We start from the raw sequence: 16,219 nt of genomic DNA, 5'->3' as shown, positions 1-16,219 counted from the left end.
TGGGGGTCAGCGGGCAAGGATGTCGTCGAGGTTATAGGCAACAGGCCTTTCAAGCTGCTCGTAATTGCAGGATTCGGGTGTCCGATCGGGTCGCCAGCGCCGGAACTGAGCCGTGTGGCGGAACCGGTCGCCCTCCATCGCGTCGTAGGCCACCTCCATCACCAGATCCGGCCGCAGCGGGATGAACGACAGGTCCTTCTTGGCGTTCCACCGCGAGACCGCGCCGGGCATGCGCTGGCCGCCGCGCGCGGGCGTCGCGGCCGGGCCGCCCTCCTGCGCCTGCAGGATCGCCTGGTCGGCCCACGCGCCCCACGGGTGCTCGCCGAGCTGGGCGAGGTACGGCTTGAGCTCCTCCACCAGCTCCGCCCGGCGCGCCATCGGGAAGGAGGCCGCCACGCCCACGTGGTGCAGCTTGCCGTCGGGGCCGTAGAGGCCGAGCAGGATCGAGCCGACGATCGGGCCCGTCTTGTGCTCGCGGTATCCGGCCACGACGACGTCGGCGGTGCGTTCGTGCTTGACCTTGAACATGGTGCGCTTGTCGGGGATGTACGGCTGGTCGCCGGGTTTGACGATGATGCCGTCGAGTCCGGCGCCCTCGAACATCTCGAACCACTCGGCGGCCTGCTCGTCGTTCCTGGTGACGGGGGTGAGGCGGATGGAGCCCTTTTCCTCCCCCGTTTCAGGAAATATCCCCTCAAGGCGGGCGCGGCGCTCCGCGAACGGCGTCTCCATCAGCGACTCCTCGCCCAGCGCCAGCAGATCGAAGGCGATGAACGACGCCGGAGTCGTCTCCGACAACATCTTCACCCGCGAGGCCGCCGGATGGATGCGCTGCTGGAGCTGCTCGAAGTTGAGATGCGTGTCATGGATCAGCACGATCTCGCCGTCGACCACACACTTGTCGGGAAGCTCGCGCTTCACCGCCTCGACCAGCTCGGGAAAGTATCGGGTGAACGGCCGCTCGTTGCGGCTGCCCAGGAACACCTCGTCGCCGTCGCGGAAGATGATGCAGCGGAAGCCGTCCCACTTCGGCTCGTAGAAAAGGCCGCCGTCCTGCTTCGGCATCGCCTTGACCGCCTTGGCCAGCATCGGCGGCACCGGCGGCAGCACCGGCAGGTCGAGCTGGATCTCGGTGGGCTCCTCCATCGGGCTCACTCCCTCACGTAGCGGTTGAACAGCACGCCGTCTTCCTCGAGCACCTGGGCCAGCGTCAGGCCGACGTTCGCGCTCTCGCCGTTGAGTATGCGCGCCGCCGTGCCGCCCACCAGCAGCGGGCTCACCGACAGGCACAGCTCGTCGATCAGGTCGGCCGCCGCGAGCTGCGCGTTGAGCCGCGGCCCGCCCTCGCACAGGATCCGGTCAAGGCCACGCTCACGCAGCGCCTGTACGGCCAGCGGCATCTCGACCCGATCGGCTCCCGCCAGAATCACCTCGGCCTGCCTGCCCGCCGCGGCCCGCCGGTCGGCCGGGGCCGCCTCGCAGGTGATGACGATCGTGGGCGACTCGGCCTCGGTGAACAGCGGGCTGCCCAGGTCGAGGTCGAGGCGGCGGGTGATGACGGCGATCGGCGGGGGGACCTGCCTGCCCGGTCGGCGTTTGGCGGGGCCGTAGCCCTCGGTGCGGACGGTCGCGGCGCCCGCCAGGATCACGTCGGCCAGGCCGCGCAGGACCCCGAACAACCTCCGGTCGCCCTTGCTCGACAGTCCCCCGGACAGGCCCTTGAGCCAGGCGGCGCCGTCGGCGCTGGCCACCATGTTGACCCGCAGCCACGGGCGGCCCTCGGGGTAGGCATAGGCCTGGGCGAGGTCGGGGTTGTCATGGGTGTCCGGGTGTATGCGACGCACCCCTCTACCTTGGCACACGCCCCCGACAACCAACCCCACATCCCACCCCGACGAGACGCCTGGCGACCCGGAACCCGGAGCGCCCGGCACCCAGAACCAGGGGCCGTGTGATCGCCGAGGACACGGCCCCTGGTCCTGGGTGCCGGATTGCGCGGGAGAGGGGTGGTGCGCTCCCGGAGGCAGGGCACGTGCCCGGTCAGGGGCCCATGCGGCGAGGCGGGTCTGGGGACCGGGCGTGCGCAGAGCGGTGGGTGCGCCAGAGCGGTGGGGAGGAGGGCGTGTGCGGGATGGGGCGCTTGCCCGGGATGTGCTCAGTGCGCTTGGAAGAGCCGGTGTGCCAGGTGGTGGTGTGCCGAGGTGCGTGGGCATGGGTGTGCGTGAGCGGGCCGGGAAGGGTGTGGGGGCGGGAAGGGTGTGCGTTCGGGCCGGGAAGGGTGTGCGTGGGCGGGCGGGTGAGGTGGGCGCGGGAAAAGGGTGTGGTGGGGAATGTGGTGGTTTGGGGGGTGGAAGGGCGCAGGACGGGGCGGGCAGGTGGTTGGTGGGGGATATAGCGCTTTGGTGGATCTGAAAGACGTACGTGATGACTTGTGCTTAACGTGGCGATAGGGCGTGGGGACTACAAGGAGGCCCGGTGGGTCTGGTCACTGTCGTGACATGGCTGTTCACTGCGATCGTCGGCATCTACCTGCTCTACCTCTGGCTGTCGGGCGGCGGCCTGCGACAACAGGCGACGAAGGTCACCCGCTTCCCGGTGGCGCTGATCTTCTCCCATCCGGCTCTCGCGATCTGCGCGCTGGCCTGCTGGGTCGCGTTCCTGCTCACCGGGAACCGGGTGCTGGCCTGGGCGGCGTTCGGGGTGCTGGCGGGAGCGGCGCTGCTGGGGTTCACGCTGTTCACGCGCTGGCTCGGCGCGGGACGGCACGCCAGGGGCGCGGAACGGCGGCTGCCCGTGCTGGCGGTGCTGCTGCACGGGGTGGCGGGGGTGGCGACGTTCGTGCTGGTGCTGCTCACCGCGGCGGTGGCACGGGGCCAGTAGAGCCCCTGACCACCAGCTCGGGCCGCATCAGCAGCGAGCGGCCGGTGGCCGGCTCGTCGGACTCGACGCACTCGCGCAGGTGGGTGAACGCGGCGGCGGCCATGTCGGCCATGGGCTGGCGGACGGTGGTGAGGGGCGGCGCGGCCAGGTCGGCGAGGACGATGTCGTCGAAGCCGACGACGGAGACGTCCTGGCCGACGCGCAGCCCCGCGTCGCGCACGCCCGCGCTGACGCCCAGCGCGCACATGTCGTTGATGGCGACGATCGCGGTGGGCGGGTCGTCCCCGCGCATGAGGTCGGCGGCGGCGCGCCTGCCGAGCCCGGCCACGTCGAGGTCGCCGTAGGGCTCGTCGGCGGCTCCCGACCACACGATGGCGTCGTCGGGGGAGAGCCCGGCGTTCTCCAGCGCGTCGCGGAAGCCGCGGAAGCGCTCGCGCCGGTTGACGCTGCGCAGCGCGCCGGAGACGAACGCGATCCGGCGGTGGCCGAGCTCCAGCAGGTGGCGGGTGGCGAGCTGGGCGCCGATGACGTTGTCGACGCTGATGTTGACCATGCGGGACGGGTCGCCAGCCTGGGCGGTGCGGTCGAAGGCCACCAGGTTGAGCCCCTGCTCGACGAGGGGCAGCACGTGGTCGAGCGAGGGCAGCGAGGAGCAGAGCACGACGCCGCGGATGCCGTCGGCCCACAGCTCGTCGATGTACGCGCGCTCGCGCTCGGGGTCACGGGCGCTGTTGCAGAGCAGCACGTGGTAGCCGGCGGCCAGCGCGGCCCCTTCCAGGTGGAGCGCGAACGCGCCCCAGAACGGGTTCGCCACCGACGGCACGACCAGCCCGACCACCTGGACCCGCCCGGTGCGCAACTGCCGCGCGGCGCGGTTGGGCCGGTAGCCGAGGTGCCTGATGGCCTCCTCGACCCTGGCCCTGGTCTCCGGCAGCATGCGGCCGGGGCGGCCGTTGAGGAAGTTGGACACGGTGCTGGGCGAGACGCCCGCGGCCTTCGCTACCTGGTGGATCGTTGCACCGCTCATGGCGGTCATTGTAGCGCCCTGGTGGAGGTCCCTGCTGCCCATGGTCTAGGGTGAAGCCTTGGTAAAACGTTGCACAAGGAGGTCGTGTGTTTCCCGTCGACGGCCTGAGGGACCTGCTCACCACGACGCACGCCGCGCAGTGGCGCCGGTTGCACGAACAGTGTGACTGGTACCGCCGCCAGAAGCCGCCCGCCGAGCACCCGCGCGCCAGCATCACCTACTTCGGCCCCGCCGCCGCCAACCTGGCCCTGGCCTACCGGCTGACCGGCAACCGCGCGTACCTGGAGGAGGCATGGCGCTGGATCTCGACCGCGATCTCCTATCCGCACTGGGGCAAGGCGCACCTGCCCGACCACGACCTGGACGCCGGCTGGCTGCTCCACGGGCTGTCGATGGCCTCGTCAGGTCCATGGGATGCCTCTCAGTTCTGGGGGGAAGGGCGCCGATGAATCGATGCACCAACCATAGGGACGCCTCTTGCCGTGGTCAACAGCGAGTTCACCGGGAGGACGGGTGGATGTTAGGTCTCTGTTGGTGCATCGGTACACCAATCAGGGGCCGTAACGGCGGGGACCACGTGCGACGTGAGAAGCGACCATAGGTTGCCGGGTAGTGTGCACGGTGTAGGGAGACAAGCCACCGGGAAGGACCCCAGCCGTGACCCTCGCCGCCGCGTTCACCCGAGTCAGCACGGGCAGCCAGGATGAAGCGTCGCAGATCCAGGCCATTGAGGCCCACGCTCAAGAGCACGGCATCACCATCGTCAAGACCTTCCGGCTGCGGGGCTATAGCGCGTCGGCGGGCACTCAAGAGCCCGCCCTCCGTGACGCGATCGCGGATATCCAGCGCGGGGAGTACACCACTCTCATCGTCACGGAATCGTCCAGGCTCGATCGGCGCGAAGATCTGGATGTGCAGGCAGAGATCCTGCTGGCGATCCGTGCGGCGGGTGGCGATGTGGTTGCGATCGCAGAGCCGGAGTTCGGGCGGACGGATTTCGCTGGCCGCATCGTGACCTTGGTCGCGCAGCACGCGAATGCGGAGAAGTCCCGCGAGGTCAAGGACACGACCTACCGGGGGATCATGATGGTGCGGGACAACCGTGCCCATCATGGCCCGTTGCCGATGTTCTGGGCCACCAAAGGAAAGCGCTACTCCCGGCAGGCGTACTGCAAAGATCCGGAAGCCGTCAACGACATCTTGCGGCGGGTGGCGGACGGTGAATCCATCGCCTCTGTTGGGCGGGCGTATGGGATTTGGGCAGAAACGATCAAGGCCGTGCTCCGGTTCGCCGCTGCCCACACGGGCGTTATCGAGTGCTCCTACAGGCACCGGGGGGTTACGGAGACGTGGCAGCACACGGTGACTCCGGTGGTGGATTCCGCCCTGTGGTGGCGGGCCAACAAGGTTCTCGACGCGAACAAGACCCAAGCGCGCGTCAACGTCGGCGGTCGCCCGGTGGCGCGTCCCGCTGACTGGATCTCTGGCGTTCTCGACTGCCCCGAGTGTGACGGGAAGCTCTACATCAACGCGGGCAAGTTGCCTTCGGGCAACAGGCGCACGCCCAAGCTGCGCTGCAACGGCAAGAGGAAGCAACGTCTGGCGTGCGGGAGATTCAAGGGGTGCGAGGCTCAACCGATCACCAGTCTCGTTGAAGCCATGTTCGCAAGCGACACGACCGAGATTCTCGCTTTCCAGCGCGTAGCCGGTAACGCGCACGAGCTTGACGCGCTCAACGCCTCACTCAGCAAAGTCCAGGCACGGCTGAGCGTCACCGACGATGACGACGAGCTAGACGCGATGATCGCCGAACGCAAAGAGATCAAGGCGCGTATCAGGGGGTTCGTCGTCGTGCCGGACTCCTTCGACTACGCCCCCACCGGGCAGACGGTAGCCCAGATGTGGAGTGACGGTGACGACACCGTCAAGCGGGGCATGGTACTAGCGGCGAAACAGGCATGGGGGCTGACTCTGGCCCATCACGAGGGACGATGGGAAATCGACCTCGCACCGGTCACCACAGAGAGCGGAGAAGACACGAGGATTGTCGATCTAGGCGACGGCTTGTGTTTCCGGCGTTAGACGAAAGCGCCGCCCTGGGGGACTCCAGGGCGGCGCATTACTGTTGTCAGGTGCGGGACGATGCCGGGGGCTCGGGGTCGGGCCGGATGCGGACGTGCTTTCCGGCTTCAAGGTGACGCAGTACTACGGGAAGCCTGAAGTCCTCGGGCGACAGGATCACCACGTCGTCGTCTTGGTCGTGTGTGCTAGCGGCGTTCACCTCTTCCGGTTCCGGGTTGTCTGCGGGTTGGGTTGTGATGGGGCCTCACCTCCTTTCGGTCTGATCGGTACGGGGGCTGCGTGTCGCCGGGGTCACTCCCCCCGGTTCTGGTCTTTCAGCGGTGTTGTTCGTTGCGCGGCCTACCTCCTTGGGCGTGTCGGTGGTCGGTGCATCTTTCGCGGCGGATTCCCGTTGGAGCCTGCGGACGTGGTTCCAGAGGCGGCGTCCGATCCTGAGCCGGTATCCAATGCCGTTGCAGCGGGGGCAGAAGCGCCAGCCACGACCGAACAGATAGGGGATGCGGCCGGCGCCCTTGCATCGGGTGTGCTCGCGGAAAGGGCGGGCGTAGCACAGGTAGGCGTAACGCAGCGCGAGAAGCATGACGAGACTGAGAAGGATGATCACGGTGGAAGCGAGGAACGTGTCTGGGGTCAAGAAACCACCTCCTGTGGGGGTTGCGGGACTGGTCGACGGATTGGCTGCTATCTGCTACCAGCCTGGTCAGAGCATGTTTGCGGGTGCTAGCGGGGGTGCTTCCGGAAGCAGGGTCAGGTGCTTCCGGAAGCACCCATTCTGATCAGTTGCCAGGGCGGTTCTGGCTACGTTCCGCGATGGCTTCGGCAAGATCGGAGCGGTAGATTCCCCGTCTGGTGTGCTTCTTGCCGTCGATGCGTCGGCCGATCGCTCCGACCTTGACCCCGAGTGGCTTGAGTGCGCTGGTGAGCTGTTCGGAGCGCCAGCCGCCGTAGATGTGCGGCCGAAGGCCGGCCAGTCGTTCGCACAGGTTCATGTTCCAGGCGGCTTCCTCCCCCGCTGGCCAGACGTTCGCGAGATCGGATAGCAGATCGTAGGCGGGGGGTTCGGGTCGGGTCTGGGTGGCGGGTGCGGGCATGGTGCCCATGGCGACGCGCGCATTGATCGCCCGTTGGACGACCTGTTTGGCTTGATCGGCGTTGACCTCGAAACTGCGGCGGGTACCCGGCCTGCCGACCCCGACGACCACCCCCACCCGGCATCGTCGCCAGGCTCAAACACGGTCGCGCGGTACCCCGCCTTGTACATCCCGGTGCCCAAGATCATGTCGTTGGCGACCTGGTCACGTACCGACATGCACACGCGGGTGTTGATGTTGCGGGTGATTCCCGTGGGCAGGCTGTCTTTGTCCGGAATCTGGGTGTCCAGCAGCAGGATCACGCCGAGCGCACGCCCGAGCTTGATCACCTTTTCGGCCAGTTCCCCGGCTTCGGCACCGTGATCTTTGTGCTGGAACAGCTCTTGGGCCTCGTTGAGGAACACCACCAGCGGGTGAAGTCCCGAGTCCTTTCGGGAGGCCAGTTCGGGCGTGACCTTGTTCTCGGGGGCCATGCCCAGCGCGTGATAGTGGGCGATCTTCGCCGCGCGTTGCTGGCATTCGGTGTGGTAGAGCCACTTGATCAGCGCTGCGGCCCGCCCGATCGTCTCGTCATCCTGGCCGTTGCCGTACTCGGCGCAGACCGGCTCAACCACGGTGAAGTCGCCAACGCCCTTGAACTCATACCCGCGTAGCTCGGCGCGCGGGTCCAGCGTCGCGGCCAGCACCAGCAGCCGGAGCAGGTTCGTCTTGCCAGAGCCCGGCTGCCCGCCGATCAGCCAGTTCCGGAAGATCAGAACGGCTTTGATGATCTCCAAGCGCGGAGTGGTGAACAGAGGGAAGGACTGGAACACATCCACGGTGCCGCCCTTCAGGAGCGGCCAGGGCGGCGTTTCCGTCTTACTGGCCGGTTGGTAGCCGACCCACAGCGCCAGCCGTCCAGGGTGGTCTGTGCCGACGTCCGGCCATACCTGGTCGAGTGGCAGCCGCATGGCCGACGCGAGCCGGCCGCGCCGCGCGACGACATCGGCGGCTTCGACCCCGTGCGGCAAGTCCACGATGGCCAGGTGCCCCGGTCCGTCGCGGTGGATGTCGGTCGGGAAGCTGATCGCGTGCTGGTCCTTGGACACGGCTTGATTGATCGCCGCGATACCGACGCTGAGCAGGGCACGCCGTACCAGCTCAGCTGTCAGCTTGCGGTAGCGCGGACCCTGGCTGACTCGGTCGGTGATCGGCTTGTCGGCCGGACGTCCGGCGTGCGCCAGCACGGGTACCAGCACGGCCAGCAGCACCAGCCACACCCGTTCGGGCACGGTCACGTCCAGCGCCAGCACGATGGGCACCGAAACGCCCGCGAGGATGATGCCGAGCAGCAGCACCGACCAGCGCCAGCGTGATTGCCGCTCGCGTTGCTTGTCCAGCCGAAGCCAGGTGGCCGCGTCGTCGCGGTCGGCGGCGGCTTGCCGCAACGCCCAGTTGCCCTCTTCCGCGCTGGCCCAGCGCAGCACCCCGGCTATGCCGGAGAAGAACCCCACGGGCGCATACAACAGGGTCTTGCCCGCGTACTTGGGCACTCTGACCGCGTGATACCCGATGACGTAGGCGGCGTCCTTGACCCACCAGGCCAGCATCGCGCGCCTACCGGCCGTCGTGCGCATCCACGGGGGCAGGATCGGGGCACGGTGGCGACCGGTCGCCACCTGGTCGGGCGGCGCGTCGTCATCGCGTCGGTCAACCGGCGGTCCGATCGCCTGCTGGCCAGCGGGCACCGATTCCCGGTCGAAAAACTCGTCGTCGTGCCCGTGCTGGTCGTCGTCGCGATCCGGGATGTCTGCGACGACATCGGCGGCATCCGGCTGGTCAGATGCCGGGCCTTGCTCCGTCCAGGTGAACCCCCCGATCGGGGCGGTGACGGACGGGCGGGGCTCGCGGTCGGGACTCATCCGGCACCCCCGGGTGTCCGGCGTGCGTCGGCGCGCTGTTGGGCGTGCAGCTCGTCACGGACGTAGAACAGCGGATCACGTTCGCCCTCCGCGTGCGCGGCCAGCGTGGCGCGCATGGCCGCGATCAGGTCGGCACGGCGGCGGCGGTCGGCGGCGCGCTCGGCGCGCAAACCTGCGACCTCGTCCAGCAGGGTGCGCGTGTCCACGAGCGCAACGTGTAGGTGGTCCCAGATGGGCGAGTGCGCGGGGGTGGCACGCGCGAGGGCGGTCAGCAGGTGGGCGGCGGTGTGGTTGCGGGAGAGAACCTCCTGTAGATCAGCGTCCGGGTACGGGTGTCGATGGGTCAACGGCGATCGCCTCCTTTGGTCGGTGGTACGGGGTCAAGGGCGGCTCCTGTGGAAGGGGGGTGCCAGCGTGCTGCGGCGCTGGCATAACGGGGTGTTCTCGCGAGAGGCTCGCGGGCACGTTTTCGCAGGTCAAAGGCGTTCTGGCCCATCCCGCGGCTAACCTATAAATGATCTTGGTGTTGGTTGTCGGCGAGCCTGGCTTGCTGTTGGTTCAGCGACCGGTGATCAGGTCCATGAGACCGGTCAGTACGTGCCGGATGTCCGGTGCCAGCGCGGTAGCGGCCAGCAGGAATCCGAACAGGGTGCAGACGATGGCCTGCCAGAGGCGCAGCCCGAGAAACCGCAGGGCGATGACCAGAGCCACGCCCAGCAGGGCGACCAGGGGAATCGAGACAGTCATGCTCACCTCCTCTCAGGGACTCGGCGTAGGGGTGTCAGATGCCGTCGTGCAGGGCCTTGCGGCGGTGCCAGCGGTGGCGGGCACGGCACTTCACACACCTACGGCAGTCAGGCAGTACGGCCGCGCCGCACAGACACGCGCCAAGCACGCTCCGGGGGACAGTGATGTTCTTCAAGGGCGTTCACCTCCCTTCTTTCGCGTCGCGGCGGTGTCGTCGTGGCGGCGGGAGTAGGCACCGACCAGCCGGCGCGTCATCCACTCGGCGTGACTCGGAGCGGTGCCGTCCAGACGTCGGCGGTTGTCCTCGGACCGAATGGAGACCGCCACGACCGCGAACACGATCACCGTGGTGACAGCCAGCAGCAGGGCTACCAGGACGACTAAGACGGGGATGTCCACGGTCATCGCCTGACCTGCCGTTCGCTCGCCTCAATCGCCACGACCTTGTACGCGACACGACCGAACAGGAGCTTGGCCACGTGATGGCCAGAACGGACCGTCACCGGAACCCCGAGAATCTCCGCGATGCGCCCTACCTCGGCGATCGCCCCACTCTCGTCGGTGACCTCGGAATCGAGGAGCGGGTTGACCTGGAGGTACATGCCGACGTGGCGGGGGATCGGAACCTGGCCATGATCTTCGAGGTAGGTCGCCAGGCTGCGCAGATCACCGATGAATTGCTGTCGGCGGGTGGCATCAGTTGGACTCATGGAGATCACTTCCCTTCGGCAGAGCAGTTCTGGAGGACTTCGGCAACCAGGTGGAGCGTCACAGCGGTCAGCAGCAGCACCGTGGCGACCAACTCACTGGGCATCCACGTGTCGGGGCAGTAATCCAGCAGGTCAGCGAGAGCACGCAAGCCATCGATCCCTTCGCGGCGACCTATGCGGGGTGCAGGGCTCATGTGGATCACTTCCTTCCGAGGCTGTGGCCAGATCCCGACAGGACCGGACATGTTGAGTGCGATCGGGCTACGCTGTGCAAGTTCCTGACACCTACTCAGCCGGGCTAGGTCGGATGGTGAGCGAATGGGCGCGAATTCTTCTCTTCAACTCGTTGGGTACTTGGAAGAATTGGCCGCGCTATAACCTCTCTGCTTCGGCTTCTTCTTGCTCATCTCCTCGCATCTCTAATTCAACGGAAGATTCGCGAGAGATTCGATGCGGGAGCAGTGCAGGAGCAGTGCAGGAGCAGTGCATTAACCAGGCTTCTTTGCGGCGGCGACCCTCTCTAGAGGGGGGTTCATGTCCGTTGTAGACGTCTGGACGGGTCGGCGTGCATGCGCACTACAGGCCGCACTACGTATGAGTAATGAAACCTTCGCCGCACATCTTGGTGTTGGTGTCCGAACTGTTGCCTCGTGGCATGAAAACCCGAGCCTCAGCCCCCGCCCGGAGATGCAACAGGTACTCGATATCTCTTTGGAAAGGGCCTCGCAAGGCGCACAGCGCCGCTTCGAACTTCTCTCGGGCGTCGTTACCAATTCCGAGGAAGCAAACGAGGCTGCGATACGCCTAGCAGATGATGCCAACATCGCTGCCGCACTCGAATGGTTGGATCAGGGGGCAGGGTGGGAGCATGGCGTAGCGCGTCGCCTGGTTGCGGAGAGATTGTCGTCGCTGAACGCCATTGACATCCACGACAAGGGGCTTGCTAGGGCAAGGATCTCGCAGGGTCAAATAGCCCGTGGGCTCGCGCACTATTATCGAGATGTCGGCGAGTACCGCCTATATCAGGCGCGCATTGATGGCGATGTGATCGAGACCAGTGTTTTAACGAAGACATCTTGGCTTGATATCAGAGTCACGCTATCCACTGACGACTATCTACAGTTCACGGGCATTACCGATGAACCAGTATTTGACTTGGACGCTCTTGGTGCGGAATCCGCAGTCAATCGTCTGGCAGTTGCGATACAAACCAATGCCCGACTTATCAACGCTCCACTCTATCGACTTCATCAGGTGAACGTTGAGTCGGGAAGGATCGAAGGCTCCTTAGGGATAACGCGCTTCGTAAACTATGCGCTGACCATGGATCTAATGGAGGCCGAGCTCCTTGACGCATTGGTAGCGGGTATTGATATCACTGCCGGCCAACTGCCGTTGCGTGATCGGTATCTCCCGGACGTCCGTTCTGCTGTGAACGTGGGAGCAAGGCTTTGTGCGGGAGGGACACCGACAGTATTCGCTGTGGCCAGGCCGGGACGTAGATTGCGTCACGATTCACCGGACTACCTACTGCTGATTCAGGAGCGATCAGGCCACGTATTAAATGCTGCGCGTCGTCTCGCGGTCATCCCTAAGGCTTTCCATGAGCCGCTAGTTGATTACAGCAGCGATGCCTGTCTTCTCGCGACAATAGAACGAGAAATGGAGGAGGAGCTCTTCGGGCGCGACGACGTCGATTCGACGCTAGGGGAATTCATGGATGCGGACCCGATGCATCCAAGCCGCCTCTCGGAACCGATGCGCTGGCTTCATGAGCGTTCCAGCGGTGGGGACTGGCGCGTGGAAGGCACCGGGTTCGGTTTCAATCTAGTGAGCGGTAATTGCGAGTTCGCAAGCCTAATCGTCATCGAAAACGAGGATTGGTGGGCGAACTTCGGTGGACACATCAAGGCCAATTGGGAGTCGCACGGTCTACGACGTTATTCGACGCTGGATCGGGCCGCCCTTAACGGCCTAATCGCTGATCCAGCGTGGAGCAATGAGGGGCTCTTTGCACTCACGCAGGGTTTGCGGCGGCTATCTGAGATTGGCGGATATCGGGTAAATGTCCCGAATATAGAACCGAGGATGGGTGGCGAGAATGGCTGACAACTGGTACATCGGCAATGCTCACGACGATTCTGAAACCAACAGAGGCTGGATACTCGGACACTTCATGGACTCGGCAGCAGGCGGCGTCCGCCGTACTGAAGACCTGGAAGTTAAATGGGGAATTCATCCCGCCGGCCAACAGCGCGAATGGACTACAGGCAGCGAACACACATGCCTCGTAATTTTAGTCGAGGGGAAGTTCTACGTTGATATGTCTGTAGGCGTCGCTGCCCTCACGCGACAAGGCGATTATGTAGTCTATGGCCCCGGTATCGATCATCGCTGGCGGGCGGAAACTGACTCAATAGTGGTCAGCGTGCGTTGGCCATCAACTTCCTAATCATGCCTCAGTCACTGCGGATAAACCTTCCAAATCCATGCCTGACAACAACTATACCTTCGCGCTCTAGTTCGCTCATTGCTCGTCTCACAGTATTGCGAGACACAGAGTAATGACGACACAAAGTCGCCTCGCTTGGCATTGGACATTCAGGAACAAAGTCACCACGGCGGATTTTCTCGCGAAGGTCGCGCGCGATTCGTCTGTAGAGAAGTGGCGTGACACTGAAGTCACTCCTAACCATACGACCCTTCGCTGGGACCGTAATGATCAGCCCTTCGCACTCAAGAACGATAAATGCGCGCCTCACGGCTGTGCGTTTAACGCCGAACTTTCGGCATAATGTCCATTCTGACGGAAGCATGCTGCCCGGCTCGTACGATCCGTCATTTATGTAAGTACGCAGGTAGTTAGCGATTGATGCGTAGCCCACAGGTTGCGCGTCCATCGATGCCGCCAATCTAAGCAAGGCAATAAGTTGCTATGTGAGCACATATGTCAATCGGCGAAATTCGTCGAATTGAACGAATATGTTGTACTCGTCCAGGATCACGCGACCCACAGGGAGGGTCACGCAACCCCTCGTCCACGCGAGGTCGGGAAAAGCTGTTCCTGAAGCCGCATCTCTTGCTGCAAGTGCTTGGCTAGCTCTTCCAGAGTCGCGCCACAGCGCACGTTCGAGAGCCGTCTCCCTTGAGGGACAGAAACGGTTCGCACCGCATACCATCCGCCGCCTGCGCCATCCTCGATCAGCCATCCAGGAAATGCCTGGAGTAGAGCACCCAGAGTTATCGCCATACCCCACCCCCAGTGGTCGTTGCGCACAGTGGTTGAGATCCAGGGGTATGGGCGTAAATGAGGGGATTCGATACTGCTTCGCCTGACCACGTAGCGGTGTAGGGCGCGAGTAGGGCTGGTGCTTCGCCGGCCTGGGTTGTCGGTGGGATCACACTCGCCCTCCCGCCAACCATGCATAGAGAACGCGTGCAGCGAGGAACTGGAGGCGGCGCGGATGGTCGGCATGAACCTCGACACCTGACGCCCGATGTCTGGCACGTAGCTCCCCGACCTGGTCTCTCCATACGTCGAACTCGGGTACTTCCATGTCTCGTATAGTAGACCTGAAATACCTAGTGCACCTAGAGCACGAACGATGCGCTGGAATGCCTAGCACACCTATCGTGCTGAGGTGATCGTATGGAAGCCAAGTATCCCCAGGTGGAAGCAGCTCTATGAGATCCTCGCTGAGCGCATCAAGACCGGCGAGTACTCGCCCGGGGAGCGCATGCCGTCGATCACGGCGTTGATGAACGAGTTCGGCCTAGCCGTCGCGACGACGCAGAAGGCCGTCGCCCAACTGCGCGAAGACGGCTTGATCTACACCGAACCGGGATTGGGGTCGTTTGTGGCCGATCAGGGCGAGGTTTCCCGCGACGAGTCATAGCGGGAGATGGACCCACCCCTAAGCAGGGTGCCGTTGGTGGCCGAGGCTGCGAGGAACGGCCACCCGATCAGCGGTGACCATCGGCGCACCCTGCACAGGCTCAGTCAATCGCCCCGGCAAGGCTACAGATGGCGGACGGCTCGACTTTCGTGATTGTTTCGAGCAAATGGATTGACGGGGCCATGGTTAGGCCCCAGGTGAGCACTCGACGACTTAGTGATACGTCACAGTGGCTCACGATCATGATTATGGATTGAGCTTGGTACTGCGGGCTGGTGATGGAGCGGGCAAGGGTCTCGGCATGGTCGAACTCGCCAGCGCCGACCAACACTTTCACCAGCGCCGTCAGAGCCCGAGCTTGGAAGTGCGAGTTGGTGATGGAGCGGGCGAGGGTCTCGGCGGTGTGCGCGATGCGGCGAGCGTGGTCGAACTCGCCAGCGCCGACCAACGCTTCCGCCAGCGCCGCCAGGGCCCACGCTTGGTACTGCGGGCTGGTGATGGAGCGGGCAAGGGTCTCGGCATGGTCGAACTCGCCAGCGCCGACCAACGCTTCCGCCAGCGCCGTCAGAGCCCACGCTTGGTAGTGCGGGCTGGTGATGGAGCGGGCAAGGGTCTCGGCATGGTCGAACTCGCCAGCGCCGACCAACGCTTCCGCCAGCGCCGCCAGGCCCCGAGCTTGGGAGTCCGGGCTGGTGATGGAGCGGGCAAGGGTCTCGGCATGGTCGAACTCGCCAGCGCCGACCAACGCTTCCGCCAGCGCCGTCAGCGCCTCAACTTGGGAGTCCGGGTCGGTGATGGAGCGGGCAAGGGTCTCGGCGGTGTGCGCGATACGGCGAGCGTGGTCGAACTCGCCAGCGCCGACCAACGCTTTCACCAGCGCCGTCAGAGCCCGAGCTTGGGAGCCCGGGCCGGTGATGGAGCGGGCGACGGTCTCGGCGGTGTGCGCGATACGGCGAGCGTGGTCGAACTCGCCAGCGCCGACCAACGCTACCGCCAGCGCCGTCAGCGCCTCAACTTGGGAGCCCGGGCCGGTGATGGAGCGGGCGACGGCCTCGGCGGTGTGCGCGATACGGCGAGCGTGGTCGAACTCGCCAGCGCCGACCAACACTTTCACCAGCGCCGTCAGAGCCCGAGCTTGGGAGTGCGGGCTGGTGATGGAGCGGGCAAGGGTCTCGGCGTGGTCGAACTCGCCAGCGCCGACCAACGCTTCCGCCAGCGCCGTCAGAGCCCAGGCTTGGGAGTGCGGGCTGGTGATGGAGCGGGCAAGGGTCTCGGCATGGTCGAACTCGCCAGCGCCGACCAACACTTTCACCAGCGCCGTCAGAGCCCGAGCTTGGGAGCGCGGGTCGGTGATGGAGCGGGCAAGGGTCTCGGCATGGTCGAACTCGCCAGCGCCGACCAACGCTTTTACCAGCGCCGTCAGAGCCTGAGCTTGGGAGCGCGAGTTGGTGATGGAGCGGGCGAGGGTCTCGGCGGTGTGCGCGATGCGGCGAGCGTGGTCGAACTCGCCAGCGCCGACCAACGCTTCCGCCAGCGCCGTCAGAGCCCAGGCTTGGGAGTGCGGGCTGGTGATGGAGCGGGCAAGGGTCTCGGCATGGTCGAACTCGCCAGCGCCGACCAACGCTTCCGCCAGCGCCGTCAGCGCCTGAGCTTGGGAGTCCGGGTCGGTGATGGAGCGGGCAAGGGTCTCGGCGGTGTGCGCGATGCGGCGAGCGTGGTCGAACTCGCCAGCGCCGACCAACGCTTCCGCCAGCGCCGTCAGGGCCCACGCTTGGTAGTGCGGGCTGGTGATGGAGCGGGCAAGGGTCTCGGCGGTGTGCGCGATGCGGCGAGCGTGGTCGAACTCGCCAGCGCCGACCAACGCTTCCGCCAGCGCCGTCAGAGC

At 65.4% G+C, this 16,219-nt stretch carries 18 protein-coding genes; 6 read left to right on the top strand and 12 right to left on the bottom strand.

What is annotated here, in order from left to right; genetic code table 11:
* Window positions 1-6 precede the first annotated feature (6 nt).
* Complete coding sequence (locus tag HNR40_RS41980) at window positions 7-1,146, bottom strand: ATP-dependent DNA ligase (RefSeq protein ID WP_184971690.1); 1,140 nt, start codon at window positions 1,144-1,146, stop codon at window positions 7-9.
* Window positions 1,147-1,151: 5 nt separating this feature from the next.
* Window positions 1,152-1,844, bottom strand: a complete 693-nt coding sequence (locus HNR40_RS41975) for a pyrimidine reductase family protein (protein WP_184971688.1) — start codon at window positions 1,842-1,844, stop codon at window positions 1,152-1,154.
* 631 nt (window positions 1,845-2,475) lie between these two features.
* On the opposite strand from HNR40_RS41975, the gene HNR40_RS41970 reads away from it, so the two are divergent.
* Window positions 2,476-2,880: a hypothetical protein gene (locus HNR40_RS41970; protein WP_184971686.1), complete on the top strand. Its 405-nt coding sequence runs from the start codon at window positions 2,476-2,478 to the stop codon at window positions 2,878-2,880.
* Here the strand turns inward: HNR40_RS41970 and HNR40_RS41965 are convergent.
* Window positions 2,852-3,907 carry a LacI family DNA-binding transcriptional regulator gene (locus HNR40_RS41965; RefSeq protein ID WP_184971684.1) on the bottom strand — a complete coding sequence of 352 codons (1,056 nt, stop codon included), beginning with the start codon at window positions 3,905-3,907 and terminating at the stop codon, window positions 2,852-2,854. The two genes, HNR40_RS41970 and HNR40_RS41965, sit on opposite strands and share 29 nt — an antisense overlap.
* Before the next feature lie 86 nt (window positions 3,908-3,993).
* Between HNR40_RS41965 and HNR40_RS41960 the strand changes: the two genes are divergently transcribed.
* Together HNR40_RS41960 and HNR40_RS41955 are read left to right on the top strand one after the other, a co-directional pair.
* Window positions 3,994-4,356: a hypothetical protein gene (locus tag HNR40_RS41960; protein WP_221341491.1), complete on the top strand. Its 363-nt coding sequence runs from the start codon at window positions 3,994-3,996 to the stop codon at window positions 4,354-4,356.
* A gap of 208 nt (window positions 4,357-4,564) precedes the next feature.
* Entirely contained in the window at window positions 4,565-5,989 is a 1,425-nt protein-coding gene (locus tag HNR40_RS41955; protein ID WP_184971682.1) for a recombinase family protein, read from the top strand.
* 776 nt (window positions 5,990-6,765) lie between these two features.
* Here HNR40_RS41955 and HNR40_RS53950 read toward each other — a convergent pair.
* The 7 genes from HNR40_RS53950 to HNR40_RS41925 form a co-directional block, all read right to left on the bottom strand.
* Window positions 6,766-6,978 carry a hypothetical protein gene (locus HNR40_RS53950; RefSeq protein WP_221341490.1) on the bottom strand — a complete coding sequence of 71 codons (213 nt, stop codon included), beginning with the start codon at window positions 6,976-6,978 and terminating at the stop codon, window positions 6,766-6,768.
* Complete coding sequence (locus tag HNR40_RS41950; RefSeq protein ID WP_221341489.1) at window positions 6,975-8,981, bottom strand: P-loop NTPase family protein; 2,007 nt, start codon at window positions 8,979-8,981, stop codon at window positions 6,975-6,977. Before HNR40_RS41950 ends, HNR40_RS53950 begins: the two co-directional genes overlap by 4 nt.
* A complete protein-coding gene (locus HNR40_RS41945) occupies window positions 8,978-9,328 on the bottom strand; it encodes a hypothetical protein (protein ID WP_184971680.1) in 351 nt (116 codons plus the stop codon). Before HNR40_RS41945 ends, HNR40_RS41950 begins: the two co-directional genes overlap by 4 nt.
* A 211-nt stretch (window positions 9,329-9,539) precedes the next feature.
* Window positions 9,540-9,728 (bottom strand): hypothetical protein, encoded by a 189-nt coding sequence (locus HNR40_RS41940; RefSeq protein ID WP_184971679.1) that lies wholly within the window; start codon window positions 9,726-9,728, stop codon window positions 9,540-9,542.
* Between the two features lie 171 nt (window positions 9,729-9,899).
* Window positions 9,900-10,133, bottom strand: coding sequence for a hypothetical protein (locus tag HNR40_RS41935; protein ID WP_184971677.1), 234 nt, complete (start codon window positions 10,131-10,133; stop codon window positions 9,900-9,902).
* Entirely contained in the window at window positions 10,130-10,447 is a 318-nt protein-coding gene (locus HNR40_RS41930) for a hypothetical protein (RefSeq protein ID WP_221341488.1), read from the bottom strand. Before HNR40_RS41930 ends, HNR40_RS41935 begins: the two co-directional genes overlap by 4 nt.
* Window positions 10,444-10,632, bottom strand: coding sequence for a hypothetical protein (locus HNR40_RS41925; protein ID WP_184971673.1), 189 nt, complete (start codon window positions 10,630-10,632; stop codon window positions 10,444-10,446). The genes HNR40_RS41930 and HNR40_RS41925 overlap by 4 nt, the downstream gene beginning before the upstream one ends.
* Before the next feature lie 340 nt (window positions 10,633-10,972).
* On the opposite strand from HNR40_RS41925, the gene HNR40_RS41920 reads away from it, so the two are divergent.
* On the top strand, window positions 10,973-12,547 hold the full coding sequence (locus tag HNR40_RS41920; RefSeq protein ID WP_184971671.1) for a transcriptional regulator: 1,575 nt from the start codon (window positions 10,973-10,975) through the stop codon (window positions 12,545-12,547).
* Window positions 12,540-12,890, top strand: coding sequence for a signal peptidase I (locus HNR40_RS41915; RefSeq protein ID WP_184971669.1), 351 nt, complete (start codon window positions 12,540-12,542; stop codon window positions 12,888-12,890). Before HNR40_RS41920 ends, HNR40_RS41915 begins: the two co-directional genes overlap by 8 nt.
* Window positions 12,891-12,897: 7 nt before the next feature.
* On the opposite strand, the gene HNR40_RS41910 is transcribed toward HNR40_RS41915, so the two are convergent.
* The gene (locus tag HNR40_RS41910) at window positions 12,898-13,338 is read right to left on the bottom strand and encodes a winged helix-turn-helix domain-containing protein (protein ID WP_184971667.1); all 441 of its coding nucleotides are present in this window, start codon (window positions 13,336-13,338) and stop codon (window positions 12,898-12,900) included.
* A 741-nt stretch (window positions 13,339-14,079) separates the two neighbouring features.
* On the opposite strand from HNR40_RS41910, the gene HNR40_RS55525 reads away from it, so the two are divergent.
* Window positions 14,080-14,334 carry a GntR family transcriptional regulator gene (locus HNR40_RS55525; protein WP_221341487.1) on the top strand — a complete coding sequence of 85 codons (255 nt, stop codon included), beginning with the start codon at window positions 14,080-14,082 and terminating at the stop codon, window positions 14,332-14,334.
* Window positions 14,335-14,434: 100 nt separating this feature from the next.
* Here the strand turns inward: HNR40_RS55525 and HNR40_RS41900 are convergent.
* Window positions 14,435-16,219 (bottom strand): tetratricopeptide repeat protein (locus HNR40_RS41900; protein ID WP_184971665.1); only part of this gene is annotated, 1,785 nt, incomplete at its 5' end.

Source organism: Nonomuraea endophytica (assembly GCF_014203235.1).
In the GTDB taxonomy this organism is placed as follows: Bacteria; Actinomycetota; Actinomycetes; order Streptosporangiales; family Streptosporangiaceae; genus Nonomuraea; species Nonomuraea endophytica.
This window is presented reverse-complemented; position numbering and strand designations above follow the sequence as displayed.